At 62.7% G+C, this 25,653-nt stretch carries 27 protein-coding genes; 20 read left to right on the forward strand and 7 right to left on the reverse strand.

The genetic code is table 11. The annotated features are described in order from the left end of the window. Positions 1 to 5: 5 nt before the first annotated feature. On the forward strand, positions 6 to 986 hold the full coding sequence (locus tag H0I86_RS08955; protein ID WP_180924746.1) for a DUF3829 domain-containing protein: 981 nt from the start codon (positions 6 to 8) through the stop codon (positions 984 to 986). Positions 987 to 1,055: 69 nt separating this feature from the next. Here H0I86_RS08955 and H0I86_RS08960 read toward each other — a convergent pair whose 3' ends face one another. The 4 genes from H0I86_RS08960 to H0I86_RS08975 all read right to left on the reverse strand — a co-directional run bounded on the left by H0I86_RS08960 (position 1,056) and on the right by H0I86_RS08975 (position 3,712). Next, on the reverse strand, positions 1,056 to 1,310 hold the full coding sequence (locus H0I86_RS08960; RefSeq protein WP_009042865.1) for a hypothetical protein: 255 nt from the start codon (positions 1,308 to 1,310) through the stop codon (positions 1,056 to 1,058). 36 nt (positions 1,311 to 1,346) lie between these two features. Then, complete coding sequence (locus H0I86_RS08965; RefSeq protein ID WP_180924747.1) at positions 1,347 to 1,655, reverse strand: hypothetical protein; 309 nt, start codon at positions 1,653 to 1,655, stop codon at positions 1,347 to 1,349. Positions 1,656 to 1,741: 86 nt separating this feature from the next. Continuing rightward, positions 1,742 to 2,953, reverse strand: coding sequence for an MFS transporter (locus tag H0I86_RS08970; protein ID WP_180924748.1), 1,212 nt, complete (start codon positions 2,951 to 2,953; stop codon positions 1,742 to 1,744). A 108-nt stretch (positions 2,954 to 3,061) separates the two neighbouring features. Beyond that, positions 3,062 to 3,712, reverse strand: coding sequence for an HD domain-containing protein (locus H0I86_RS08975; RefSeq protein ID WP_180924749.1), 651 nt, complete (start codon positions 3,710 to 3,712; stop codon positions 3,062 to 3,064). A gap of 257 nt (positions 3,713 to 3,969) precedes the next feature. Here H0I86_RS08975 and H0I86_RS08980 point away from each other — a divergent pair, with 257 nt between their 5' ends. From H0I86_RS08980 to H0I86_RS09005, 6 genes are all read left to right on the forward strand, one after another. Beyond that, positions 3,970 to 4,449 carry a GNAT family N-acetyltransferase gene (locus H0I86_RS08980; protein WP_180924750.1) on the forward strand — a complete coding sequence of 160 codons (480 nt, stop codon included), beginning with the start codon at positions 3,970 to 3,972 and terminating at the stop codon, positions 4,447 to 4,449. Positions 4,450 to 4,825: 376 nt separating this feature from the next. Beyond that, on the forward strand, positions 4,826 to 5,824 hold the full coding sequence (locus H0I86_RS08985; protein ID WP_180924751.1) for a 2-dehydro-3-deoxygalactonokinase: 999 nt from the start codon (positions 4,826 to 4,828) through the stop codon (positions 5,822 to 5,824). A gap of 13 nt (positions 5,825 to 5,837) precedes the next feature. Next, positions 5,838 to 6,458, forward strand: a complete 621-nt coding sequence (locus H0I86_RS08990) for a 2-dehydro-3-deoxy-6-phosphogalactonate aldolase (RefSeq protein WP_180924752.1) — start codon at positions 5,838 to 5,840, stop codon at positions 6,456 to 6,458. 48 nt (positions 6,459 to 6,506) lie between these two features. After that, positions 6,507 to 7,655, forward strand: a complete 1,149-nt coding sequence (gene dgoD / locus H0I86_RS08995; RefSeq protein ID WP_180924753.1) for a galactonate dehydratase — start codon at positions 6,507 to 6,509, stop codon at positions 7,653 to 7,655. A gap of 87 nt (positions 7,656 to 7,742) precedes the next feature. Next, entirely contained in the window at positions 7,743 to 9,053 is a 1,311-nt protein-coding gene (locus H0I86_RS09000) for an MFS transporter (protein WP_180924754.1), read from the forward strand. Positions 9,054 to 9,108: 55 nt separating this feature from the next. Continuing rightward, the gene (locus H0I86_RS09005) at positions 9,109 to 9,906 is read left to right on the forward strand and encodes an IclR family transcriptional regulator (protein ID WP_180925808.1); all 798 of its coding nucleotides are present in this window, start codon (positions 9,109 to 9,111) and stop codon (positions 9,904 to 9,906) included. A gap of 100 nt (positions 9,907 to 10,006) precedes the next feature. Here H0I86_RS09005 and H0I86_RS09010 read toward each other — a convergent pair whose 3' ends face one another. After that, complete coding sequence (locus H0I86_RS09010; protein WP_180924755.1) at positions 10,007 to 11,059, reverse strand: NAD(P)-dependent alcohol dehydrogenase; 1,053 nt, start codon at positions 11,057 to 11,059, stop codon at positions 10,007 to 10,009. A 180-nt stretch (positions 11,060 to 11,239) separates the two neighbouring features. Between H0I86_RS09010 and H0I86_RS09015 the strand changes: the two genes are divergently transcribed. After that, positions 11,240 to 12,130: an AraC family transcriptional regulator gene (locus tag H0I86_RS09015; RefSeq protein WP_023968450.1), complete on the forward strand. Its 891-nt coding sequence runs from the start codon at positions 11,240 to 11,242 to the stop codon at positions 12,128 to 12,130. Between the two features lie 181 nt (positions 12,131 to 12,311). Here H0I86_RS09015 and H0I86_RS09020 read toward each other — a convergent pair whose 3' ends face one another. Next, a complete protein-coding gene (locus H0I86_RS09020; RefSeq protein ID WP_096373456.1) occupies positions 12,312 to 13,976 on the reverse strand; it encodes an electron transfer flavoprotein-ubiquinone oxidoreductase in 1,665 nt (554 codons plus the stop codon). Between the two features lie 546 nt (positions 13,977 to 14,522). Between H0I86_RS09020 and H0I86_RS09025 the strand changes: the two genes are divergently transcribed. The 11 genes from H0I86_RS09025 to H0I86_RS09075 all read left to right on the forward strand — a co-directional run bounded on the left by H0I86_RS09025 (position 14,523) and on the right by H0I86_RS09075 (position 22,526). Next, positions 14,523 to 15,272 carry an electron transfer flavoprotein subunit beta/FixA family protein gene (locus tag H0I86_RS09025; RefSeq protein WP_007928126.1) on the forward strand — a complete coding sequence of 250 codons (750 nt, stop codon included), beginning with the start codon at positions 14,523 to 14,525 and terminating at the stop codon, positions 15,270 to 15,272. Further along, a complete protein-coding gene (locus tag H0I86_RS09030) occupies positions 15,273 to 16,202 on the forward strand; it encodes an electron transfer flavoprotein subunit alpha/FixB family protein (RefSeq protein ID WP_038631151.1) in 930 nt (309 codons plus the stop codon). 81 nt (positions 16,203 to 16,283) lie between these two features. Then, positions 16,284 to 17,108 carry a substrate-binding periplasmic protein gene (locus tag H0I86_RS09035; protein WP_180924756.1) on the forward strand — a complete coding sequence of 275 codons (825 nt, stop codon included), beginning with the start codon at positions 16,284 to 16,286 and terminating at the stop codon, positions 17,106 to 17,108. A gap of 9 nt (positions 17,109 to 17,117) precedes the next feature. Beyond that, positions 17,118 to 17,474 (forward strand): DUF4398 domain-containing protein, encoded by a 357-nt coding sequence (locus tag H0I86_RS09040; RefSeq protein WP_180924757.1) that lies wholly within the window; start codon positions 17,118 to 17,120, stop codon positions 17,472 to 17,474. Continuing rightward, positions 17,471 to 18,283, forward strand: coding sequence for an OmpA family protein (locus H0I86_RS09045; RefSeq protein WP_180924758.1), 813 nt, complete (start codon positions 17,471 to 17,473; stop codon positions 18,281 to 18,283). The genes H0I86_RS09040 and H0I86_RS09045 overlap by 4 nt, the downstream gene beginning before the upstream one ends. Before the next feature lie 200 nt (positions 18,284 to 18,483). Then, positions 18,484 to 19,923, forward strand: coding sequence for an aminotransferase-like domain-containing protein (locus tag H0I86_RS09050; RefSeq protein WP_009047866.1), 1,440 nt, complete (start codon positions 18,484 to 18,486; stop codon positions 19,921 to 19,923). Between the two features lie 79 nt (positions 19,924 to 20,002). After that, entirely contained in the window at positions 20,003 to 20,515 is a 513-nt protein-coding gene (locus H0I86_RS09055) for a translation initiation factor 2 (RefSeq protein ID WP_180924759.1), read from the forward strand. A 168-nt stretch (positions 20,516 to 20,683) separates the two neighbouring features. After that, on the forward strand, positions 20,684 to 20,938 hold the full coding sequence (locus H0I86_RS09060; RefSeq protein ID WP_180924760.1) for a YkgJ family cysteine cluster protein: 255 nt from the start codon (positions 20,684 to 20,686) through the stop codon (positions 20,936 to 20,938). A 42-nt stretch (positions 20,939 to 20,980) separates the two neighbouring features. Next, entirely contained in the window at positions 20,981 to 21,589 is a 609-nt protein-coding gene (locus H0I86_RS09065) for an START domain-containing protein (RefSeq protein ID WP_180924761.1), read from the forward strand. A gap of 115 nt (positions 21,590 to 21,704) precedes the next feature. Beyond that, positions 21,705 to 21,962 carry a hypothetical protein gene (locus tag H0I86_RS09070; RefSeq protein ID WP_180924762.1) on the forward strand — a complete coding sequence of 86 codons (258 nt, stop codon included), beginning with the start codon at positions 21,705 to 21,707 and terminating at the stop codon, positions 21,960 to 21,962. A gap of 222 nt (positions 21,963 to 22,184) precedes the next feature. After that, positions 22,185 to 22,526, forward strand: coding sequence for a ribonuclease E inhibitor RraB (locus H0I86_RS09075; protein WP_009042886.1), 342 nt, complete (start codon positions 22,185 to 22,187; stop codon positions 22,524 to 22,526). Between the two features lie 405 nt (positions 22,527 to 22,931). Here H0I86_RS09075 and H0I86_RS09080 read toward each other — a convergent pair whose 3' ends face one another. Then, positions 22,932 to 23,744 carry a c-type cytochrome gene (locus H0I86_RS09080; protein ID WP_180924763.1) on the reverse strand — a complete coding sequence of 271 codons (813 nt, stop codon included), beginning with the start codon at positions 23,742 to 23,744 and terminating at the stop codon, positions 22,932 to 22,934. A gap of 686 nt (positions 23,745 to 24,430) precedes the next feature. Here H0I86_RS09080 and H0I86_RS09085 point away from each other — a divergent pair. After that, complete coding sequence (locus H0I86_RS09085) at positions 24,431 to 25,636, forward strand: acetyl-CoA C-acetyltransferase (protein ID WP_180924764.1); 1,206 nt, start codon at positions 24,431 to 24,433, stop codon at positions 25,634 to 25,636. The last annotated feature ends 17 nt before the right edge of the window (positions 25,637 to 25,653 follow it).

A 25,653-nucleotide genomic window follows, 5' to 3' on the forward strand; every position in this document is an offset into this window, starting at 1 on the left:
AACCAATGAATACCCGGATGTTTTTGGCTGCGGCCCTGTTGGGCGGCAGCGTGCTGCTGGCCGGTTGTGGTGACAAGAGTGAAAAAGTCAGCCAGCCCGCGGCACAGGTCGATGCCCGGCAGCAGGAAATCGACAAATACAACCAGTACGTCGGTGCGGCGAACAGCATCAGCGAATCCTTCCAGACGTTCTTGCAGCGTTACCAGCAGTACGAGGTGCCGGCCCTGGCGGCCAAGGCGCCGATCACCGCTTTCAGCGTCGGCAACGATATCCTCATCGATCGCCTGAGCCGGGCCCTGGATGGCGCCCTGGCCATCGATACGCCCATCCCGGAAGTGGATCTGGCGGCCCAGGCCTTTTCCGCGGCCCTGAAAACCCTCTCGCCGCTGAGCCATGAACTGCAGAACTACGCCACTTCCAAGGGCTACCTGAGCGACAACGGCGAGCTGGCCCGTCGCCAGAGCCAGGCCTATCTGGCCGCCCTGACCGCGGTCAGCGAAAAGGAGCAGGACTTCTACGCCGGCCTGGGCGCGCGCGACCTGGCGCTGACCAAGCAGGCCTTCGATGAGGCGCCGAAAGACACCGCGGCCTATTACCGTGCCGGGTTGATCTACTACGGCAAACTCAACACCGCCGATGCCGAGACGCTGTTCGCCGAACCGAACGATCCGCAGGCACTGGCGGCTTTCGAGAAGTCCCTGGCACTGGTGGCCGACGCGGCCGCGGGCTGGAATGGCAAGGTCAGCGCCCAGGCGGCACAGAGCGGCAAGTCGTGCGGTGGCGGCATGCTGGAAATCAATGAGTTCATCGGCCAGTCGCGTTCGATCATCCGCGACGTCAAGGACGGGGTGTACAAGCGCGCTCCCGAGGGCGCGATGAAGAACCTGCCGGCGCATATGCAGAGCTCGAGCATCGTTCGCTCGGCCAACCGCTACAACCGCACCTACGGCAACATGATCAATCGCTTCAACCATCCGACCTGCTGAATCGGCGCTGTCGGCACCCGCGTCGTAACGCGGGTGCCGGTGGGCGCGAACGAACGCCCGGGTCTTCGGTCAGGCGTCCAGCTTGCGGGCCGCTTCCACTCCGGAAGCGGTCAGCTTGATCGGCAGGTTCAGGGCATGTTCGCCCGCCGGGTTGAGGGTGACATGGCCCTCCTTGATCAAGCCGCGTTCCTGCAACATTGCCAGGGTGCTGGCCACGACTCTTTCGCCGCGATAGTTATCCAGCACCTCCTTGCCCAGGCCGTTGGGGTGGGCGTGCAGCAAGCGGGTGAGCACTTCTTTTTCCAGCTCTTTGTCGACGTTCATGCGGACCTCTGTGTGGGGGAAGGGTGCGTGCCTGGTTTATTGATCGGTGCCGTGGCCTTCGGAGCCTGTGCCGCCGGTGGTGGTTTTCGGCTTGCTGTCCGGCGGGTTGGTGTCCAGGGTGCCGGCGCGGCCGGTGTCGTTGCCCTGGATGCGCGGATCGGTACCCGTGGCGGGGGGCAGGGTGCTTTCATCCACCTGCGGCGGGTTGATATTGATGCTCGGCGAGCCTTGGGTGGCCGGGGACTTTGGCCGTTCCACCGGATCGGCGGGGCCGCTGGCGCCGGCGAAGGCCGCCGAGGACAGCAGCCCGGCCAGGGCGAGGAGCGTCAGCCTGGATTTGATCATGATGTCGCCTCCATTCGTTTTTAGAGTCGCTACCTGATCTTGGGCTGCCGGTGATTTTGATTGGTGCCTGATGAACGACGAACGGTTCAGGCGTTCTGCGCCACCCCGCCGGGTTTCAGCCCGCGCCAGACCAGGCGCCCGACGCTGATCAGCCAGTTCAGCAGGGCGATGCCCAGCACCGTGAGCATCAGGGCTGGCATGCCCTGTTCGACGATGATCCGGCCGGCCAGCAGCGGAAAGCCGAACACCCCGATGAAATAGGCCAGGCTGAACAGCAGCAAGGCTTGCGAGGTGTCGCCGGGCGGCGCTTCGTTGGCGGCCAGGCCGTTGATCACCGAGTAGGTCAGGCCGTAGCCGACCCCCAGGACCACGGCGGCCAGCAGATAACTCTCCGCGTCATCGACCATCAGCTGGAACATCAGGATCGATCCCAGCATCAGCCCCGAGAGCAGGCACGCCGCGCGATAGGCGTCGCGCTTGACCACAAAGCCGGCGATCAGCAGGCGGCTGCCGATGGCGGCCGCCATAAAGCCGAGAAAGAACAGCGAATAGTCCAGCGATCGGGAGGCCGCGTAGCTGGTCTGGAAACTCGACAGGCCGCCGAATACGCAGCCGCCGAGACCGACCATGAGGATCGGGAACAAGGCCTTGGACGAGAGCACCCGGGCACTGCTGGCCCAACTGATTTTCGCCGCGCCGGCCCCCAGATGGCTGGGGTGTCTTTTCAGCTGCGCGCCCAGGCGCCAGAAGATCAGCACGCCGATCAGGCTGGCGGCCGCGGCGAGCAGAAAGGCCGCAGTCAACGGGTAACCCAGGGCGTTGGCCAGCCGCCCCAGCAGCGGGCCCGAGCCGATGCCGCTCATCATGCTGCCCGACAGCAGGGCGAAGAACCTGGCCCGCTGCGCCGGCGCCACCATCATTGCCACGATGATCGGCCCCAGGGTGTAAAACACGCCCCAGCCCAGGCCCAGGGTCAGGCCGAAAAACAGCAGGGCATCGCCGAAGCCCGGCGTCAGGGCAAAGCCCAGGCTGGCGACCACCAGCAGGCAACCGAACAGGGCAATCGAGCGCGCGGCGCCGAGCAGGTCCGACAGGTGCCCCGAGAAGATCACCGCGACCAAGGTGCTGAGCATGGCGACCGAAATCACGCTGCCGGCATCGTGCTCATTGCCACCGCGCGAGCCGATCAGCAGCGAGAGCAGGAAGGTCGAGCCATAGGACAGCGACAGCAGGTAGCTGGCGACGCAGAACAGCCCGAACAGCCTGGCTGGAACCATGGGGGGGGTAGCGCTGGGCATGCGCGGGCCTCGTCTGTTGTTGGATTCATGAGGCGCCGTTCTACCATGGGCGGCTGTCGCGTTAGTTGTGATCTTGCAGGCTTCAGGATTAGCCCACAGCGGAGTAAGTCAGTCGCCGATCTCGTCAATGAACTCGTCCATGAAGCGCTTCAGTCGGGCATGCCGCACCTGCGCCAGGCGCGCGCCGGTCACGGTCTGAAAGCCCTCGGCCAGGTGCAGCAGCTTGGTGTGGAAGTGGTCGAGGGTGAAGTTCAGGTCGTCGTAACCGCGGTGCTCAGCGTGCGGGTCGTGGGGATCGTAGAAGGCTCGGTTCAACCGGCCGCCGATATAGAAGGTGCGGGCCACGCCGAGAGCGCCCAGGGCGTCGAGACGGTCGGCGTCCTGCAGGATCTTCGCCTCCAGGGTGTCGGCCTGGATGGCGGCGGAAAAGCTGTGGGCTTCGATGGCGTGGGCCACTGCGGCGATCTTGGCTTCGGGCCAGCTCAGTTGATGCAGCAGGACCGCGGCCTTTTCCGCCGACAGGCGCGAGGCCTGGGCGCGCAGCGGTGAGCTCTTTTCCACGGCGACGCAGTCGTGCAACAGGGTGGCGGCCAGCAACACCTGCAAGTCGCCGCCGTCTTCCCTGGCGATACGCCGCACATTGGCCCACACCCGCTGCAGGTGCGACAGGTCGTGGGCGCCGTCGTCGACGGGCTCCAAGGCGTGGGGTAGCAGGGTGTTGGCGAGATCGGGCAGGGGAGCAAAAGCGTGGGCGGTCATCAGGGGGAGCCATCAGCGGGTGAATAACGCGCCACTGTAGCCGCTGTCGAAGGCGGCGATAAGGCCCATGGCGCTCACACCTGCGTCCTTTGGTGGCTGGCCGGTCGGTCAGTCTGCGGCGCTGGTGGCGGGAATCGGCAATTCCGACATGGACAATCTCCCGCCACGACCTCCAGGCATATCCCTGTGAAATACCCGTGCATGTCCTTCCCCTGTCGATCTAATATGGCCGCCTGCCTTCCAACCGAGACCCGCCGATGTCCGTCGAAATCCGTCCAGCCCTGCCCAGCGATGCACCGCAAATCCTTGCCTTCATCAGGGAGTTGGCCGATTACGAACGCGCGCGCCATGAGGTCATCGCCAGCGTCGCCGACATCGAGCGCAGCCTGTTCAGCGAGGGTGCCACGGCCCACGGCCTGATCTGCCTGCGCGATGGCATGCCGATCGGTTTCGCGGTGTTTTTCTTCAGCTATTCCACCTGGCTGGGCAGCAACTGCCTGTACCTGGAAGACCTCTACATCACCCCTGCACAACGTGGCGGCGGCGCAGGCAAGCAACTGCTGCGACACCTGGCGCGGATCGCCTGCGACAACGGTTGCGGGCGCTTCGAGTGGAGCGTGCTGGAGTGGAACGAACCGGCGATCCAGTTCTACAAATCCCTGGGCGCCCAGCCCCAGGAAGAGTGGGTGAGGTACCGCATGGATGGCGATGTGCTGCGCGCGTTCGCCCAAGGCTGAGTCCATCGTCAACGCTGTAGGGGCAACCGCTCGCTATCCGGTTGCTCGCGATTCCTTGCCAGATCCCTCGCTGCCAAGACCGCCCCGTGTACTCGGGGCGGCTGTCGTTTTCCTTCGGGCTTAGGCCCGCATTCACTGCCCAGGCTCAAAAACCGATCTCACTCGTTGCCGGTTCCTGTTCCCTTGTGGGGACAGGCGGTCGACGCCTGCCTGCTCCCATGAAAACCAGACAGCAGCGGCCTGTTCTCATGCAAATCAATAAATCCCATAATATGGGAGTGATATTTATATATTGAGATTTTATTTGGGTCGGGTTTATAGTCGCCGCCATCAGCTCTTACGCACTCACTGCCAAAAACAACTCACAGGTGAAGCGATGCAGGCGCAATTGATCGCGCTCGATTGGGGAACCACCTCCCTTCGTGCTTACAAACTCGCAGCAGGCGGCCAGGTGCTGGAACTGCGCGCGTTGACCTCGGGGATCATGCAGTTGCCGAAGGTGGCGCGGATGATTGCCGGCCAGCGCTGCGACGACGGTTTCGAACTGGCCTTCGACGACGCCTGCGGCGACTGGCTCGACGCGCAGCCGGGGCTGCCGGTGATTGCCTGCGGCATGGTCGGCAGTGCCCAGGGCTGGTGCGAGGCCAGTTACTGCGAGACTCCGGCGGATGTCGCCCAGCTTGGACAGGCCCTGGTGACCTTGCGCAGCCGGCGCGGGGTGGACGTGCATATCGTGCCGGGGGTGATCCAGCGTTCGCGCTTGCCGAACGTGATGCGGGGCGAAGAAACCCAGGTGCTGGGTGTGCTGCCGCAACTGGCGGGCGGGGCAGGGGACGACGTGCTGATCGGCCTGCCCGGCAGTCATTCCAAATGGGTGCAGGTGGCCGATGGTTGCATCCTGCACTTCGACACCTTCATGACCGGCGAGCTGTTCGCCGTGCTCAGTCAACACAGCATTCTCGGCCGCACCCAAGAGCGTGGCGCGGCGTTCGCTATCGACGCCTTCGACCGCGGCGTGCAGGTGGCCTTTTCCGCCGAGGGCGAGATCGGCCCGCTGTCGACCCTGTTCAGCGCCCGCAGCCTGGGGTTGACCGGCGAACTCAGCGGCCGCGCCCAGCCGGACTATCTGTCGGGCCTGCTGATCGGCCACGAACTTTGCGCACTGGCCGCCGTGCAGCGGCGCCGCCGCCACAGCGACCAATTGCCGTCGATCGTGCTGATCGGCAATTCCCAGCTTTGCGCCCGTTACAGCCGGGCCTTGTCCGCCTGTGGTTTTCCCCGGGCAATCCTGGCCGAACAGGCCACCGAACGCGGTTTATGGCACCTGGCTGAAGCGGCCGGGCTGCTGGCGCGCGTCCCTTGCGCTCACCCTTGAAAAGAGGTCCGACATGCTCAAGCAAGCACTGGTACATAACGGCCTGATCGCCATTCTCCGGGGGCTGCGTCCGCAAGAAGCGGCGGCCATCGGCGAGGTGCTGTATCAGGCCGGGTTTCGGGTTATCGAGGTGCCGCTCAACTCTCCACAGCCCTTCGACAGCATCCGCATCCTGCGCGACGCCGTGCCTGCCGATTGCCTGATCGGCGCCGGCACGGTGCTGACCCCGGAGCAGGTCGAGCAGGTCAAGGCCGCGGGCGGCCAGGTGATCGTCATGCCCCACAGCGATCCCAGGGTGCTGCGCGCGGCCAGGGCCGCCGGCCTGTATCTGTCCCCCGGCGTGGCCACGCCGACCGAGGCCTTTGCCGCGCTGGCCGAAGGCGCCGACGTGCTCAAGCTGTTCCCCGCCGAGCAGATGGGTCCGGCGGTGGTCAAGGCCTGGCTCGCGGTATTGCCGGCCGGCAGCGTGCTGCTGCCGGTGGGCGGGATCACCCCGGACAACATGCAGGTGTTCGTCGACGCCGGGGTCAAGGGCTTCGGCCTCGGTTCCGGGTTGTTCAAGCCGGGGATGAGCGCAGCCGAGGTGGCGACTCGCGCCAAGGCCTATGTCACCGCCTGGAACGCCCTGGCTTAAGACTTTTTCTGCGCCATCGGCGCTGCATCCGACAAGAGAGACAAGCAGATGAAAATCACCAAACTGACCACCTTTATCGTTCCGCCACGCTGGTGCTTTCTCAAGGTCGATACCGACGAGGGGGTCACCGGCTGGGGCGAGCCCGTGGTCGAAGGGCGGGCGCACACGGTGGCCGCCGCCGTGGACGAGTTGGCCGACTACCTGATCGGCAAGGACCCGCGCAATATCGAGGACATCTGGACCGTGCTCTACCGCGGCGGCTTCTACCGCGGCGGCGCCATCCACATGAGTGCCCTGGCCGGTATCGACCAGGCACTGTGGGACATCAAGGGCAAGGCCCTGGGCGTGTCGGTCAGCGACCTGCTGGGCGGCCAGGTGCGGGACAAGATTCGCGTCTATTCGTGGATCGGCGGCGACCGTCCGGCCGATACCGCGCGCGCCGCCAAAGAGGCCGTGGCGCGTGGTTTTACCGCGGTGAAGATGAACGGCACCGAGGAGCTGCAGTTCCTCGACACCTTCGACAAGGTCGACCTGGCCCTGGCCAACGTGGCCGCGGTGCGTGATGCAGTCGGCCCCAACGTCGGGATCGGCGTCGACTTCCATGGCCGGGTGCACAAACCCATGGCCAAGGTGCTGATGAAGGAACTCGATCCCTACAAGCTGATGTTTATCGAAGAACCGGTGCTCAGCGAAAACTACGAGGCCCTCAAGGAACTGGCGCCGCTGACCAACACGCCGATCGCCCTGGGCGAGCGGCTGTTCTCGCGCTGGGATTTCAAGCGGGTGCTCAGCGAAGGCTACGTTGACATCATCCAGCCGGATGCTTCCCATGCCGGCGGCATCACCGAGACCCGCAAGATCGCCAACATGGCCGAAGCCTACGACGTGGCCCTGGCCCTGCATTGCCCGCTGGGGCCGATCGCCCTGGCCGCCTGCCTGCAACTGGACGCGGCCTGCTACAACGCCTTCATCCAGGAGCAGAGCCTGGGCATCCATTACAACGAAAGCAACGACCTGCTGGATTACGTCAAGGACCCGCGCGTCTTCGACTACCAGCAAGGCATGGTGAAGATCCCCAACGGCCCGGGCCTGGGCATCGAGATCAACGAGGAATATGTCATCGAGCGCGCGGCCATCGGCCACCGCTGGCGCAATCCGATCTGGCGCCACGCCGACGGCAGCTTCGCCGAATGGTGAGTTGATTCATCTCTCCCCGCCGGAGCGAACTGGCTCGCTCCCGCAGGTTATGCATTGCCCTCAATAACCATAAGAAGAGGCATTCCCATGCAACCGGAAACCTTCACCGGGCAGGCGTCGCTGGTCGCGCCGAGCCGCAAGCGTTTTTTCATCATGCTGCTGTTGTTCATCACGGTGGTGATCAACTACCTGGACCGCAGCAACCTGTCGATCGCCGCGCCGGCGCTGACCAGCGACCTGGGCATCGACCCGATCCACGTCGGGCTGATTTTCTCGGCCTTCGGCTGGACCTACGCCGCCATGCAGATCCCCGGTGGCTGGCTGGTGGACCGGATACCGCCACGCATTCTCTACACCGCGGCGCTGCTGCTGTGGTCGCTGGCGACGGTGATGCTCGGTTTCGCCGCCAGCTTTATCGCCCTGTTCGTCCTGCGCATGGCAGTGGGCGCGCTGGAGGCGCCGGCCTATCCGATCAACAGCCGGGTGGTGACCACCTGGTTTCCCGAGCGCGAACGTGCCACGGCGATCGGCTTTTACACCTCCGGGCAATTTGTCGGGCTGGCCTTTCTCACCCCGGTGCTGGCCTGGTTGCAGCATGCCTTTGGCTGGCAGATGGTGTTTGTCGTCACCGGCGCGGTGGGCATTCTGTGGGCGGCGATCTGGTACGCGGTGTATCGCGAACCACGGGATTTCAAGGGCGCCAACCCGGCGGAAATCGACCTGATCCGCCAGGGCGGCGGCCTGGTGGATATCCAGCGCGAGACGGCCAAGAGCAAGGCGCGTTTCAGCTGGACGGACCTGGGGATTGTCCTGAGCAAGCGCAAGCTGTGGGGTATTTATCTGGGGCAGTTCTGCCTCAATTCGACCCTGTGGTTTTTCCTCACATGGTTCCCCACTTACCTGGTGAAGTACCGCGGCATGGATTTCATCAAGTCCGGCCTGCTGGCGTCGCTGCCGTTCCTCGCGGCCTTTGTCGGCGTGCTGTGTTCCGGGTTCTTCTCTGACTGGCTGATCCGGCGTGGCGCCTCGGTGGGTTTTGCCCGCAAGCTGCCGATCATTGGCGGGCTGCTGATTTCCACCTCGATCATCGGCGCCAATTTCGTCGAGTCGACGCCGCTGGTGATCGCCTTCCTGGCGCTGGCATTCTTTGGCAACGGCCTGGCCTCGATTACCTGGTCGCTGGTCTCGACCCTGGCGCCGGCACGGTTGCTGGGCCTGACCGGCGGGGTGTTCAACTTCATCGGCAACCTGTCGGCGATTGCCACGCCGATCGTCATCGGTTTCCTGGCCAGCGGCGACTCCTTTGCCCCGGCCATTACCTACATTGCCGTGCTGGCGCTGGCGGGGGCCTTGTCCTACGTGCTGCTGGTGGGCAAGGTCGAGCGTATCGAGTTGTAGTGGCAGGGGGCGGGCGACCATAATGCCGCCCGTTCTCACCCTCAAAAGGCTGGATATGCAGGACGACGCAGCAAAGACCGCCAAGGATACCGCCCCCACCGGTACCCAGACATTGCTCCGCGGCCTGGCGGTGGTGCAGGCCGTGGCCAGCGGCGCCCGCGACCTCAAGGAAATCGCCCGGCTGATCGGTACCACCCGCAGCACCACCCATCGCCTGGCCAGTTGCCTGGTGGACGAGCGTTACCTGAGGGTGGTGCCGCAGGTCGGCTACCTGCTGGGGCCGAAGCTGATCGAGCTGGGTTTCCAGGCCCGCGAAGCCTTGCCGTTGGTGACCCTGGCCAGGCCATTCCTCGATGAGCTGTCGGCGTTGACCGGTGACACCATTCACCTGGCGATCCGCGAAGACGACGATGTGCTGTACCTGCACAAGAACCCGGGGCGCAACGGCCCGGAAATGCGCTCGCGGGTCGGCCATCGCATGCCGCTGGCGCGCACCGGAATCGGCAAGGCGCTGCTGCTCGATAGCTCGCCGCAAGAGTGGCAGCGCCTATATGAAGTGAGCCTGCCAGCGGGGGGCAGGAATGCGCTCTGGCCACAGCATGAAGAGCCGACCTGGGAGCAGTTCCAGCAGCGCATGCAGGAATATGTGGCGGGCGGTTATGCCTTCGACCTGGAGGACAACGAACCATCGATCCGTTGCGTGGCGGCGCCAGTCCGCGATGCCAGCGGCAAGATCGTCGCCGGCATCAGTATCGCCAGCACCGTGCCGTACATGCCGCTGGAGAAGATGGCCGAGCTGATCCCGGTGATCAGGCAGGCCGCCGCTGGCATCTCCGCCGAACTCGGCGGCTGACTTAATTCCTCTGTAGGAGCGAGGTTTGCCCGCGAGGCGGTGTACCTGATGTACCGCTGCGTCCGTATCGCCGGCAAGCCGGACTCCTACAAGATTGTGCTTATTGCTTGAGGGTCGCCATGTCGATGACGAAGCGGTACTTCACATCGCCGGCGATCATCCGCGCGTAAGCCTCGTTGATCTGGCGGATGTCGAGCATTTCGATGTCGCAGGTGATGTTGTGCTCGGCGCAGAAATCCAGCACTTCCTGGGTTTCGGCGATGCCACCGATCAGCGAGCCGGCCAGCACGCGACGGCCCAGCACCAGCTTGGCCGCGTGCACGGGCGGGTCCACCGGTTCGATCAGGCCGACCAGGATGTGTACGCCGTCAAAACGCAGGGTATCCAGGTAGGGGTTGAGGTCGTGCTGCACCGGGATGGTGTCCAGCAGAAAGTCGAAATGGCCGGCCGCGGCTTTCATCTGCTCGGCATCGGTGGAGACGATCACATGATCGGCGCCCTGGCGACGACCTTCCTCGGCCTTGCTCGCCGAACGGGTGAACAGGGTCACTTCTGCGCCCAGGGCCTTGGCGAACTTGATGCCCATGTGGCCCAGGCCGCCCATGCCGAGAATGCCTACCTTGTCGCCGGCCTTCACCCCGTAATGCTTGAGCGGCGAGTAGGTGGTGATGCCCGCGCAGAGGATCGGCGCGGCGCTGGCCAGATCGAGTTTCTCGGGGATACGCACGACAAAATGCTCGCTGACCACGATGCTGTCGGAGTAGCCGCCCATGGTGTTGCTGCCGTCGACCCGGTCCGGGGTGGCGTAGGTCATGGTCGGGCCTTCCAGGCAGTATTGCTCCAGGTTGGCGGCGCAGGCTTCGCAACGCCGGCAGGAGTCGACCATGCAGCCGACGCCGACCAGGTCGCCGATCTTGTGTCTGGTCACTTGGGCACCGACGGCGGTGACCTTGCCGACGATCTCGTGGCCCGGCATCAGCGGGTACACGGCGATGCCCCATTCATTGCGGGCCTGGTGGATATCGGAGTGGCAGACGCCGCAGTAGAGAATCTCGATGGCCACGTCGTCGGGGCGCGGGCTGCGTCGCTGAAAGCTCATGGGGGCGAGGGGCGTGGTGGCGGACTGGGCGGCGTAACCGATGGCTGTGTACATGATGAACCTCGCAAAAGCACTGACAGGTGAGGCGGGCCATTCTCGGCGCCGCTGCCTGGCGCGAACATGGCGATTCCTCGGCATGTCATGCCTATTCCTCCGCCATCGGCCATTTGCGCACGGCATTGGCGTTCAGACCTGCGATGATGTTTTCATCCCTTTTTCCGTGAAGTTTTCCCCATGTTGTTGACCCGTCATCTCGATGCCAACGCCACCCTGGTGTCCCTGATCCAGCCCCTTGCGACCCGCGACGGTTTCGTTCCCACGGAGCTGCCCGGGGTCATGGTGCTGCGGGCCAGTTGCGATGTGGCTCGCGGCCCGCAGATCTATGAGCCGAGCCTGATGATCATCGTCCAGGGCAGCAAACTGGCGTACCTGGGCCCGCGGACCCTGGAGTACGGCGCCGGGCATTACCTGATCCAGGCGCTGTCGGTGCCTTTCGAGTGCGAGACCTTCGCCATGCCCGATGCGCCGTTGCTCGGGGTGTCCATCGCCCTTGACCGGGCGTTGTTGGGCGAGCTGGTGCTGGCGATGGGCGTTGCCGCGGGGCGCAGTGCCCAGGCGCAGACCCCGGAGTCCATGACCTCGGTGGTGCTCGACGACACCATGCGCGGTTGCGTGGAGCGCCTGCTGCGCTGCCTGCACGATCCTCTGGAGTGCAAGGTCATGGGCCAGGCGCGTTTGCGCGAGTTGATGTTCACCGTCTTGCGCGGGCCGCAGGCCGATGTGCTGCGCGCGCTGGTGGAGCAGCACGGGCAGTTCGCGCGGATTTCCGCCTCGCTCAATCACTTGCACGAGCATTACACCGAGCCGCTGAACGTCGAGACCCTGGCCCGTTGCGCGAACATGAGCGCCTCGACTTTCCATGAGCACTTCAAGCGCAGCACGCTGCTGTCGCCGGTGCAGTACCTCAAGCGCCTGCGCTTGCTCAAGGCGCAGCAGTTGCTGCTGGGGGAAGGGCTGGGCGTGGCCCAGGTGGCGCACCGGGTGGGTTACCAGAGCACCTCGCAATTCAGCCGCGAATACAAGCGCTACTTCGAGCGCAATCCTGGGGATGAGCGGGCAGCCTGACGGCGTGGAGCGACACTCCTCTGTAGGAGCGAGGCTTGCCCGCGATGAATTGCGACGCAGTCCGGCAGACGCACCACAGTGATTTCATCGCACGCAAGCTGTGCTCCTACAGAAGCGAGGCAGTGGCGCGGGCAATAAAAAAGGCCCCCGTTCGGGAGCCTTTTTTCTTCCAGCGGACGCCTTACATGTTCGGGTAAGTCGGGCCGCCCGCGCCTTCCGGCGCGACCCAGGTGATGTTCTGCGCCGGGTCCTTGATGTCGCAGGTCTTGCAGTGCACGCAGTTCTGGGCATTGATCTGGAAGCGCTTCTCGCCGTCTTCCTTGGTGATCACTTCATACACCCCGGCCGGGCAGTAGCGTTGAGCAGGCTCGTCGTACAGCGGCAGGTTCTTGCCGATCGGGATGCTCGGATCGGTCAGCTTCAGGTGGCAAGGCTGTTCTTCTTCATGGTTGGTACCCGAGATGAACACCGAGCTGAGTTTGTCGAAGCTGAGCTTGCCGTCCGGTTTCGGGTAGTCGATCTTCTTGCAGTCCGCCGCTAGCTTCAGGCAGGCGTAGTCCGGCTTGGTGTCGTGCAGGGTGAACGGCAGCTTGCCGCCGAAGATGTTCTGGTCGACCCAGTTGAAACCGCCGCCGACGATGGCGCCGTACTTGTGGATCGCCGGGCCGAAGTTGCGGCTGGCGAACAGTTCTTCATACAGCCAGCTGGACTTGAACGCTTCTACATAGGTGTTCAGCTCGTCGGCGCCTTCGGAACCGGCGAACAGCGCATCGGCCACGGCGTCAGCGGCGAGCATGCCGGACTTCATGGCGGTGTGGCTGCCCTTGATCTTGGCGAAGTTCAGGGTGCCCAGGTCGCAACCGATCAGCGCGCCGCCCTTGAACACCATCTTCGGCAGCGAGTTCAGGCCGCCTTTGCAGATGGCCCGTGCGCCGTAGCTGACGCGCTTGCCGCCTTCCAGGTACTGCTTGAGCACCGGGTGATGCTTGAGGCGCTGGAATTCGTCGAACGGCGACAGGTAGGTGTTGCTGTAGGACAGGTCGACGATCAGGCCGACCACCACCTGGTTGTTTTCCAGGTGATAAAGGAAGGAGCCGCCGGTGTTCTCGGTGCCCATGATGTCCAGCGGCCAGCCGGCGGTATGGACCACCAGGCCAGGTTGGTGCTTGGCCGGGTCGACTTCCCAGATTTCCTTGAGGCCGATGCCGTAGTGCTGGGCGTCGGCGTCACTGTCCAGGTTGAAGCGCTTGATCAACTGCTTGCCGATGTGGCCACGGCAGCCTTCGGCGAACAGGGTGTACTTGCCACGCAGTTCCATGCCGGGGGTGTACAGGCCTTCCTTCGGATTGCCTTCGCGGTCGACACCCAGGTCGCCGGTGATGATCCCGCGGACCACGCCGTTCTCGTCGAACAGCGCTTCCTGGGCGGCAAAGCCCGGGTAGATTTCCACGCCCAGGTTCTCGGCCTGCTGGGCCAGCCAGCGGCACAGGTTGCCCAGGGAGATGATGTAGTTGCCTTCGTTGTGCATGGTCTTGGGCACAAAGAAGTCAGGGACTTTGGTCGCGCTGTCGGCGTTTTTCAGGACATAGATGTCATCGCGCTGGACCGGGGTGTTCAGCGGGGCGCCGAGTTCCTTCCAGTCCGGGAACAACTCGTTCAGGGCGCGCGGTTCGAACACGGCGCCGGAAAGAATGTGAGCACCGACTTCGGAGCCTTTCTCGACCACGCAGACGCTGATTTCCTTACCGGCTTCGGCGGCCTTCTGCTTCAGTCGGCAGGCGGCGGACAAGCCAGCGGGGCCGGCACCGACGATGACCACGTCGAATTCCATGTATTCGCGTTCCACTAGGCTATCTCCTACTCAAGGCTCAACGGTTTTTTTCTAATTGGAGGTTGGGTGTCGCATCGATGGTTTTCTCCGCCAAACAGGGGAGGGGACAATGAACGACTCGCCTTTATCTCTAGGCGGCGCATTATATCTACACCACTCTTAGCGTCCAATACAAACGTTTGTTTGAATTTGCTGCAGCCCATGTAAATCAAAGAAGCGCGGCTTATGACTGGCCATTTTGGCGTATTGACCAGAATAGGCGTTCCGGTCAAGATACGGTCGGTTTTGCGCTCGCCGTAGGCTGACTGTTGGTTTCAAGAGCACCTCTAAAGACAGGGCGAAAGCAGTACAAGGTGACGCAACGCGCAGTTTACACGCCGCGATAAAGAATGACCGGCCAGTCGCTACTGACGAACGGTCATCATCCCGTGAGCAGGGTCATCTGTCTGCTGTCCCAAGGGGCAATGCCAGCGTTTTTAGAGGTGCCCTTGTGCCCGATGAGCATCAACCGCCAGGTTCGCCTAGGCGACTTTCTTTTCACCGGAGAGTAACGAGGAATCCATGAAGGTTCTTGTAGCTGTCAAACGCGTTGTCGATTACAACGTCAAGGTTCGCGTCAAGGCGGACAATTCCGGCGTCGACCTCGCCAACGTCAAGATGTCGATGAACCCTTTCTGCGAAATCGCAGTGGAAGAAGCCGTACGCCTGAAAGAAAAAGGCGTGGCGACTGAAATCGTCGTCGTCTCCATCGGTCCCGCTACTGCTCAAGAGCAACTGCGTACCGCCCTGGCGCTGGGTGCCGATCGCGCCATCCTCGTCGAATCCGCTGATGAACTGAACTCCCTGGCCGTGGCCAAGCTGCTCAAGGCTGTGGTCGACAAGGAGCAGCCTCAGTTGGTGATCCTTGGCAAGCAAGCCATCGACAGCGACAATAACCAGACCGGCCAGATGCTGGCTGCCCTGAGCGGTTACGCTCAAGGCACCTTCGCCTCCAAGGTCGAAGTGTCGGGCGACAAGGTTGCCGTGACCCGTGAAATCGACGGCGGCCTGCAAACCGTTTCGCTGAACCTGCCGGCGATCGTCACCACCGACCTGCGTTTGAACGAGCCGCGCTACGCGTCCCTGCCAAACATCATGAAAGCCAAGAAGAAGCCGCTTGAAGTGCTGACTCCTGATGCTTTGGGCGTTTCCACCGCCTCTACCAACAAGACCCTGAAAGTCGAAGCGCCGGCTGCACGCAGCGCGGGTATCAAGGTCAAGTCGGTCGCTGAACTGGTCGAGAAACTGAAAAACGAAGCGAAGGTAATCTAAATGACTATCTTGGTTATTGCTGAACACGACAACAAAGTACTGGCCCCGGCCACGCTGAACACAGTGGCTGCTGCCGCCAAGATCGGCGGTGATATCCATGTTCTGGTTGCAGGTCAAGGCGCTGGCGCCGTGGCTGACGCCGCTGCGAAAATCGCTGGCGTGAGCAAAGTCCTGTCCGCTGACAACGCTGCCTACGCGCATCAACTGCCGGAAAACGTTGCCCCTCTGGTAGCAGAGCTGGGCAAGGGTTACAGCCACATCCTGGCTGCCGCCACTTCCAACGGCAAAAACATCCTGCCGCGGGTTGCCGCGCAACTGGACGTCGACCAGATCTCCGAGATCATCTCGGTAGAAAGCGCCGACACCTTCAAGCGCCCGATCTATGCCGGTAACGCCATCGCCACCGTGCAATCGAACGCCGCCGTGAAAGTCATCACCGTGCGCGCCACCGGTTTCGACCCGGTTGCCGCCGAAGGCGGTTCGGCCGCTGTCGAAGCGGTTGCTGCCGCTCACGATGCCGGCAAATCGAGCTTTGTTGGCGAAGAGCTGGCCAAGTCCGACCGTCCTGAACTGACCGCTGCCAAGATCGTCATTTCCGGCGGCCGCGGCATGCAGAACGGCGACAACTTCAAACACCTGTACGCCCTGGCCGACAAGCTGGGCGCCGCCGTGGGTGCTTCACGCGCCGCGGTCGACGCAGGTTTCGTACCCAACGACATGCAGGTTGGCCAGACCGGCAAGATCGTTGCGCCACAGTTGTACATCGCCGTCGGTATCTCCGGCGCGATCCAGCACCTGGCCGGCATGAAGGACTCCAAGGTGATCGTTGCGATCAACAAGGACGAAGAAGCGCCGATCTTCCAGGTGGCCGATTACGGCCTGGTGGCGGACTTGTTCGAAGCCGTACCTGAGCTGGAGAAGCTGGTCTAATCCAGCGGCTTCACTTATAAAGAGCCCGGTCTTTTGGCCGGGCTTTTTTATTGTCTGGGATGTGAGTGGGAGAATTTCGCCATGGATCTGCGCCGCCTGGGTGGCCTGTCAGTGCTGCTGGGCCTGACATTGATGCCGTTGCCGTCGATGGCCGCCGGCAAGTGCGAACGCCTGGTGGTGACCGGCAGTCCGGATGCCCCGCCGTATCTGTGGCGCGACCCGCAGGACCCCAGCCACCTGATTGGCGCCAGCGCCGAACTGCTGCAGCACGTGGCGCAGGAGCTGGGGATCAAGATCGAGTTGTTGTATGCCGGCAAACGCTCCGCCGCCCTGGATGAAGTGCGCAGCGGGCGCATGGACATGCTGGCCGACGCACCGCTGACGGTGAATGAGCTGGAAGCGCTGGACTACATTCATCCGCCGCTGCTGGAGAACGATTTCCTGGTCTGGACCCGCAAGGGCTCGACTCTGAGCTACAGCCAGCCGTCGGACCTGCATGGGCATACCGGCGCAGTGTCGGAAAGGGCGCGCCTGACGTCGTCCTTCGAGGCCTTCGCCAAGGACCAATTGAGCCTGACCCGCATGCCGAATCTGACCCAGGCGTTCCAGAAACTGCTGCTGGGGGAGGTGGAGTACGTACTGGCCGGACGCTACGCCGGCATGGCCCTGGCCCAGTCGCTGGGCATGGCCAACGATCTGCTGGCCTTTGAACAACCCGCCGACAAACCCGGCCTGTTCCTGGCCGTCTCGCACAACTCCGCCTGCAATGACCCATGGTTGCGCGGACAGTTGGCGAAAAAGATGACAGAATTGCCCGCGTCCGGTCTGACGGAAGCCGTGCTGCAGCGCAATCTCGAGCGGTGGAAGGCACAGCTGCAGCAACCTGTCAGCACCCCCAAACAGTAGGGATTTCTAGTGAGTATTCGACCTCTTTTCGCTGCCCTGGCCGTCCTGGCTCTGGTGGGTTGCGCAGCCGATCCGGCGCCGAATGAACAAATGCGCCTGACCGAACAAACCCTGGCCCAGGCCAAGGCCGTGGGGGCCACGGCAGAGGATGTGCCGGAAATGAAACTGGCCGAGGACAAGTTCGCCCGTGCCCAACGCAACATGCAGGAAGAGTCGTTCAAGCACGCGCGCATGCGTGCCGAACAGGCGGAACTGGACGCGCGCCTGGCCGAGGCGCGAGTCCTGACCCTGAAAAGCCAGGAACAGCTGAATCTGATCCAGACCCGCATCACTCGCCTGCGCAAGCAGTTGGGAGATGCCCAATGAATCGTATGACTCGAGTATTGGGTGGCGCCCTGTTGATCGCCTGCACCGGTCTCTACGGCTGTGCCGGGCAGCGCAGCGAAGCAGCGCTGGAACAGGCCAGCGAGGACTTCCAGAAGGTCAAGGAAGACTCCAACGTGCTGCGTATCGCGCCCAAAGATGTGATCCGTGCCGGTGAGTCCCTGGCCCGGGCCGATCGTCTGTCCAGCTACTGGGGCAGCGGTTCGGATGTGGTGCATTACGCCTACCTCAGCCAGCGCTACAGCGAAATCGCCCGCGAGCACACCAACCAGGCGCTGAACCAGGAGCAGGCGGCCAAGCTCGAGCTCGAACGCCAGCGCCTGCAACTGGCCCTGCGCGAGGCCAAGCTGCTGAGCGTGCAGCAGCAGGGCAAGTGGCTGGAGGAGCAGATCATCAACCTGGCCACGACCCAGACTGATCGCGGGCTGGTGATGACCCTGGGCGATGTGCTGTTCGACACTGGAGAAGCGGAGTTGAAAAGCTCGGCCAACCGCACTGTGCTCAAGGTCGTGCAGTTTCTCCAGCTGAACCCCAAGCGCGTGGTGCGGATCGAGGGCTACACGGACAACACCGGCGACAAGCAGAGCAATCTGGAACTGTCCCGCGACCGCGCACAGGCCGTGGCCGATATCCTGGTGGACCTGGGGGTCGAGGAGAAACGGGTCCAGGTCGAAGGTTATGGTGACGAGTACCCGGTCGAGGCCAATGCCTCGGAACGTGGGCGAGCTCAGAACCGTCGGGTGGAAATCGTCTTCTCTGACGAGAAAGGCCAGCTGGGCGCCGCGCGCTAAGACGCGGATGGTCAAAACAACCCGGTTCCCTTTGGAACCGGGTTTTTTTGTGCCTGACGATTGGCACACAAAACAGTACAGTTTTTGCTGACACTGCCCTGTACGGTCGACTATTGTGGCAACTGTCCCAGTACACTTATGAACTGTTCCGGTATCGTCATCTACAAGAATAAAATGCCGGTGAAATCGAGTGCAGCGTCATGACCAATCTCTTGCTTTATCAACGTATCGCTCAGCAACTGGCTGAAGATATCCGTCGTGGTGTGTACCAGCCCGGGGAGCGCGTGCCTTCGGTACGCAAGATGAGTTCCCAGCTCAACGTCAGCCATGCCACGGTGCTCCAGGCCTACGCCAATCTCGAGGATCAGGGGCTGATCCGCGCCCGTCCGCAGTCGGGTTATTACGTGCACCAGACTCCGGCGCTGACCGCGCCGACCCCGGACATCGCCCGGGTCGAACGGCCGGGCCTGGTGACGCGCAGCAGCATCATTCATCAGGTACTGGTGGAATCGCGCCGTGAAGGCGTGTTTCCGCTGGGCGCTGCGGTGCCGAGCGTCGATTACCTGCCGGTGCGGGCGTTGCACCAGCAACTGGCCAAGGTCACCCGTTTCCATAGTCCGCGCGCCTTCAGCTACATGTTCAGCCCCGGTTTCGAGCCGTTGCGCCGCCAGGTGGCGATTCGCATGCGCGACGCCGGCGTGGTGGTCGATCCGTCCGAAGTGGTGATCACCCACGGCTGCGTGGACGCCCTGCAGATGTCGTTGCGCGTGCTGACCCGCCCGGGCGACCTGATCGCCGCGGAGTCGCCGACTTACTACGGCCTGTTGCAACTGGCCGACCTGCTCGGGCTCAAGGTCATCGAGATTCCCAGTGACCCTTCCACCGGCATGAGCCTGGAGGCGCTGCAACTGGCGGCCAACCAATGGTCGATCAAGGCCCTGGTGCTGACCACGCGCCTGAGCAATCCACTGGGCGGCACCATGCCGGAAGAGCGGCAAAAACAATTGCTGCGCCTGGCCTCGGATTTCGATATCCAGGTGGTCGAGGACGATATCTACGGCGAACTGATGTTCGAGGTCGGTCGTACCAAGGCGCTGAAAGCCTATGACCGGCTGGATCGGGTGATCTACTGCTCGAGTTTTTCCAAGACCCTGTCACCCGGCGTGCGCATCGGCTGGATGATTGCCGGCAAGTACCAGCAGGAAATCCAGCGCTTGCAGACCTTCAGCACCCACTCGGCCTGCAGCGTCACCCAGATGGGTGTCGCGGCCTATCTGGAGAACGGCGGTTACGACCGGCATCTGCGCTTCATCCGTCAGGAGTACCGCAAGAACCTCAGCGCCTTTCAGCTGGCGGTGCAGCAGTACTTCCCGGAAGGCACGCAGATTACCCGTCCGAACGGCGGTTTCATTCTCTGGGTCAGCCTGCCGGGGCGGGTCAATACCCAGGAATTGCATGTCCGGGCATTGCAGCAGGGCATCAGTATCGCGCCGGGGCTGATCTTCAGTAATACGGAGCAGTTCAACCACTGCATTCGCCTCAACTGCGGTACCCCGTGGAATCGTGAGGCCGAGCGGGCACTGATGACCCTGGGCATGTTGGCCAGCCAGCTGTGCCAGGAGGCCGCGGGCGGTTTTTGAAGGATCGGTTGCCGCGCTTGTTTTCGCGCGGTCAACAGGCGAGCATATGGCTCTTCGCCGCCAATCCTGTTGTCTCTCTATGAAAGCGATTTTTCCTGTTGCCTGGGTCTTGGTCAGTGTCTTGAGTGCTTTCGGCACGGCCAGCGTCCTGGCGGCTCCAGCCCAGGAAAAGATCGCGGCAAGCGCCACCGCGAATAAATCGCAGAAAACCGCAGCAGCCAAGAAAGCCGCGCCGGTAAAGAAGGCGGCAGCGGCCAGCAAGGTCAAACCCAAGGCCAAGGCCCAGAAAAGGCGTGCGCCGATCGCCTCCAAGTCCAAGGCTGCCAGTGAGATCGTGAAGACGCCTTTGCCTTCGGCCAATGTGGATCTGAGCCTGCCACCGGAAATGGTCAAGCAATTGCAGCCGATCGGTTCGGTCAACCAACCCAAGCGCACTCCGTTGCTGCCGCCAATGTTCGGCGAGAAACCCAAGGACGACAGTCCGTTCCAGCTCAACGGCCGCCTGCTGAGCAACGAAATGCAGTTGCAGCTGCGCAACGACGAGCGGCGCGACGTGGAAGGTGCGGCGCTGGATTTCGAGTTCAAGCAGTAAACCCTCATCCTGACTGTGACCCGCGACCCTGACGCTTTGTCGGAGACTGGTCAGTCACGCGAGCCTGAGAGTAAAAACCAGCGGGCGGCCAATTTCAAACGGCTGTTTTAGCGGTTACTCTAGTCCGCGTCATTTCAATACTTTGCCCGTCGCGAGGAGCTTGTCGTCATGAACTGCCGTGAAGGCTGTGGCGCCTGTTGCATTGCCCCTTCCATCAGTACCCCGATTCCCGGAATGCCCAATGGCAAACCGGCCGGAGAACGTTGCATCCATCTTTCTGCCGAACTGCTGTGCGGTTTGTTCGGCCAACCCGAACGGCCCGCCGTCTGTGGTGCGTTCCAGGCCGATGTCGAAGTCTGCGGCAGCAGCCGGGAAGAGGCTATTCGCTTGTTGGGCTGGTGGGAGCAAGTGACGGCGGCGTGAAGTGTTTCAATGAACGGAACTTCAACAATAAGGAATAAGACAATGGGTTCGCTGCATCGAATTGCTGTGCTCTGTGGGTTGACCGTTCTGCTCTCGGCAACCGCCCACGCCGAAGATTGGCAAACGGCCAAGGATGAAGACGGCATCAAGGTCTCCTTGAGTGAAGTGGCTGGTTCCAAATACAAGGCCTACCGGGGCATGACCACCATGAAAACCAGCGTGGCCAAGCTGCGCGCGCTGCAGGACGATGTCACGGGCGCTTGCGCCTGGATTCACGAATGCAAGTCGCAAAAACTGCTCAAGCACGAAGGTGATCAGAGCTGGACCTACACCCAGTTCAATACCCCGTGGCCGGTTGCCCCGCGTGATTCGGTGCTGCACGTCACCACCAGCGAAGCGGCCGACGGCAGCCTGACCCGCAAGCTCGAAGGCGTACCGACCTATGTTCCCGACGAGAAAGGTTTCGTGCGTGTCGCCCAGGTCGAAGGTTTCTGGAAATTCGTGCCCAAGGGCGCGGACCAGGTCGAAGTGACCTACCAGGTGCACACCGAGCCGGGCGGCAGCGTGCCATCCTGGCTGGCCAACAAGTTTGTCGTGGATGCACCGTTCAACACCCTCAAGGCATTGAGGGCGCGCGCCGAGAAGCCGTAAGCGCCGATCGTTGCCAAAAAAGGCTGCCCCAGGGCGGCCTTTTTTAATGGCGCCGCCGGACCCTTGGTTTGAACGATTATTGGCTCTTCAGGGTCGACATCTTGTGAGTCCATCCATGGGCTTCATCAAGGAGGCACTGATGCAAAAGTGGCAAGTCACTTTCGTTGACGATCATGGTGTCCAGTCAGTGGAGCAATTCGACTGTGAGCAGCAGCCCAGTATGGAGGAGGCGGCACAATTGATTCGCGCAAAGCTCCTGCCGGTTCCGGCCGAGCTTGACCTCAACGATCTGGAAGGGCGTACCGATGACCCTACGGTCAAGAGCCTGAAAGATCAGAACAGCATTCAAATCCTCAACATTACGCCGATTTAATCTTTAATGCGCAAAGCCCTACCGAGCTTGAACCCAGACCTTGGCAGCGTCTGTGTCTTGGCGCTACTCTGCATCCGAGATCAGCGAATGAATCGCTAAGGTCTGGTCTTGTCAGCTACATGCTTGTTTCCTGGCGGCGATCTTCTCGCCGCAAGCCTGCACCGTGCGGTGACAGGCAAGGGAGTACGGAAAGTCTATCCATCGGTTTGAGGAGGACGTTTCATGAGCACAGCCTATCAAGAAGACATCAGCAGCAGCGTGCTGCGCCGCATGAAAGAAGGCGGTTTCGACTTTTCACGATTCCACCCCATCGAGTTCTACGCCATTTTCCCGGACGAGGAGCGGGCACGCAGGGCGGCAGGGCAGTTCCGCGGTGAATCCTTGAATGCCCAGGTCAGCGTGCGCGATGACGGCGCCTGGTACCTGGAGCTGAGCAAGGTGATGTACGCCACCTACGGCGGCATCGGCGATTTCGAGCAGGACTTTGAAGCGGTGGTCGCGCCCCTGGGCGGGATCATCGAGGGTTGGGGCGTGAAGCAGGAGGTTCGAGGGCGACTCGTTTAGTGCATATGAATAGCGTCAAGACTCAGCATCGGCTGACCTTCGGGTCGGCCGATTTCGTTTCTGTCCCTGGGATCTGTAGGAGCGGGCAAAAAAAAGGCCACCTGCTGAGGGTGGCCAAAAGGGAAGACCGGTAGGAGAGGAAACCGGTCGGGACATTCCGGCCCCGGCTGCCATTGGCGCCATGAAGGGGGAGCGTCGACTGCGCACCCTGGTGGCGCTGAAGTCATCTGCGCTGTTGCAGCGAATTCTGCGCAGTTTTGCCCAGGCGGTGAAATCGAGTCTGGCTATGCCGTCGATAGCCATTGCATGGCGTGGCAATGGAGCGCTTGCCGGGGAGTGCGCTCGACGATAGGCGTGAGGCTTGCCCGCGATGGCATCCTGGAGAACAACCTCGCAAGGCCAGCTTTATTGCGCCGCCTGTTTACGCCCCGCCATATGCTTCAGATACCCCACCAGCAACTCCAGCTCGGCATCCGGCAATACGCTGCTTGCGAAGGCCGGCATCTTCGCCTGTGGCCAGCGGCGCAGGCTCTGTGGGTCGCGGATATAGCGCTTGAGGAAGTCCGCGCCGAAATACTCGGTGGGGCTGTAGGGGATATTCAGGTCCGGGCCGAACTGCGAGTCGCCGGCACCGTTGAGGCGATGACAAGCCAGGCAGTTCTTCTGGAACAGGGCGAAGCCCTGGTTCACCGGGTCGCCGGCCGCCAGCGTGGGGGCCGGGCGCAGGGTCGGGAAACGTTCCGCCACTGGCGCCAGGCGCTTGATGCTCGCCACTTCGAACGGCCATTGCTCGGGGCTGATATGACCGGCCTGCGGGTTGGTCCACACCAGGTAGAAAGGCCCGGCGCTGTGCTTGCCTTCAGCCAGGGGCGGCCAGGGCTTGGCCGGGTCTTCGATGGCCAGCCAGGCCTGGGCGCCATCCTGGTTGAGCAGGGGCGCGGCGGGCAGTTCGGCGGCAAAGCCGTCCAGGGCGACGGCCTGCAGATGGTCATCGGCCTTGACGCCGGTGAGCAGGGCCGAGATCGGCACCGCGCGGTAACTCATGTCGCGTTTGTACGACACGTCATCCTTGACGGTGACGGTCCGGGCCAGAGGGTGCTTGAGCAGTTCATCGGTCTGCCAGGTACGGCTGCCGGCCCCCAGTTCCAGGGTCAGCTGCGCGGCATGCACGGGCGTGGCGAGCAGCAGGGCGCTGCATAGAAGGATAAGAGATTTCACTTGATCGCTGTTCCGTCGCTGGGGTGGAGAGCACCGCGTAGGGCCTGTCTCCAGTTTTCTGATAAGCGCGACGACGCCCTGATTCAGCGTGGCCGCGGCGTCAGAAAGAGTGGCACACAAGTGCCGGCCCCGGTAGCGAACCGGAGCACAAAGATTCGATTGCGTGACGGGATGGCCACGCCTCTAGCCGATCACTTTGGTGAGGTTCGGCAGGATCAGAAGCAAGGTGGTTGCGAACAGAATGAGCCCCGCTTGACGGACTTTCGAATGCTTGAACATGGCTGAATGCCTTTTGTTGTTATTCCTGAACATCAATTGCATGCCTGCCGCTTCACTATGGCCAGGCGATGTGTCCCTTTTCTTGCACGTGCACCGGCAAGACCCGGCTGCAACGATTCACTGCCTACAGTCCTACCTTAGGGGCCTTGTAACCCTTGGCTTAGATCCATTTCATATCAGCTAATAGGCAGATGCTTTAAAAAACGCATGAGGCCTATTGCCATCTTCTTGCCCGCCCTTTGTCTAGACAGTTCCGTTATGCGGCGGGCGGAATCCATTAGCTCACTACCGTTCGTCTGAGCGTGACCGTCAAGGTCAGTGAGCGCATCGGTCATTGAATCCGGGGTCCTCGGGGCCAAGAGTGGGAGCCCTGTCATCATTCATCTGCACAGCGGTTCGAGGACGTCATGACCCAGGCTTTGATATTCGATGCATTACGCACCCCCCGTGGCAAAGGCAAGGCCGACGGCGCCCTGTACAGCGTCAAGCCGGTGAACCTGCTGGCCGGGCTGCTCGATGCCCTGCAGCGGCGCACCGGACTCGACACCAGCCAGGTCGACGACATCGTGCTTGGTTGTGTGACACCGATCGGCGACCAAGGGGCCGACATCGCCAAGACCGCGGCGCTGGTCGCCGACTGGGACGTTAGCGTGGCTGGGGTGCAAATCAACCGCTTTTGCGCCTCGGGCCTCGAGGCGGTGAACCTGGGCGCGATGAAAGTGCGCTCCGGCTTCGAGGACCTGGTGGTGGTCGGCGGCGTCGAGTCGATGTCGCGGGTGCCTATGGGCAGCGACGGCGGCGCCTGGGTGCTCGACCCGCAAACCAACATGCACAGCCATTTCACCCCGCAAGGCATAGGCGCGGACCTGATCGCCACCCTGGAAGGTTTCAGCCGCGAGGATGTCGATACCTTTGCCCTGCAGTCCCAGCAAAAGGCCGCGCGGGCCAGGGCGGCGGGGGCTTTCAACAAGTCCCTGGTGCCGGTGCAGGACCAGAACGGCATCGTCCTGCTGGATCACGATGAATTCATTCGCGCCGATTCCACCCTCGAGGGCCTGGGCAAACTCAAGCCCAGCTTCGAGATGATCGGCCAGATGGGCTTCGACGCCACCGCCTTGCGGGTCTACAGCCATGTCGAGCGCATCCACCACGTGCACACCCCAGGCAACAGTTCGGGCATCGTCGATGGCGCGGCGCTGATGCTTATAGGCTCCGAAGCCAAGGGCCAGGCGCTGGGCCTCAAGCCACGGGCGCGGATCGTCGCCACGGCGGTCACCAGCACCGATCCGACCATCATGCTCACCGGGCCGGCGCCGGCCACGCGCAAGGCACTGGCCAAGGCCGGGCTGCGGGTCGAGGATATCGACCTGTTCGAGGTCAACGAGGCGTTCGCCTCGGTAGTGCTGAAGTTCATCAAGGACATGGCCATCGACCCGGACAGGGTCAACGTCAATGGCGGCTCCATCGCCATGGGCCACCCGCTGGGCGCCACCGGCTGCGCGATTCTCGGCACCCTGCTCGACGAGCTGGAAGCGCGGCGCCAGCGTTACGGCCTGGCGACCCTCTGCGTCGGCGGCGGCATGGGTATCGCCACCATCATCGAACGCCTCTGAGCCCTGACTTCAAGGAA

It is taken from the genome of Pseudomonas chlororaphis subsp. aurantiaca (assembly GCF_013466605.1).
Classification (GTDB): domain Bacteria; phylum Pseudomonadota; class Gammaproteobacteria; order Pseudomonadales; family Pseudomonadaceae; genus Aquipseudomonas; species Aquipseudomonas chlororaphis_I.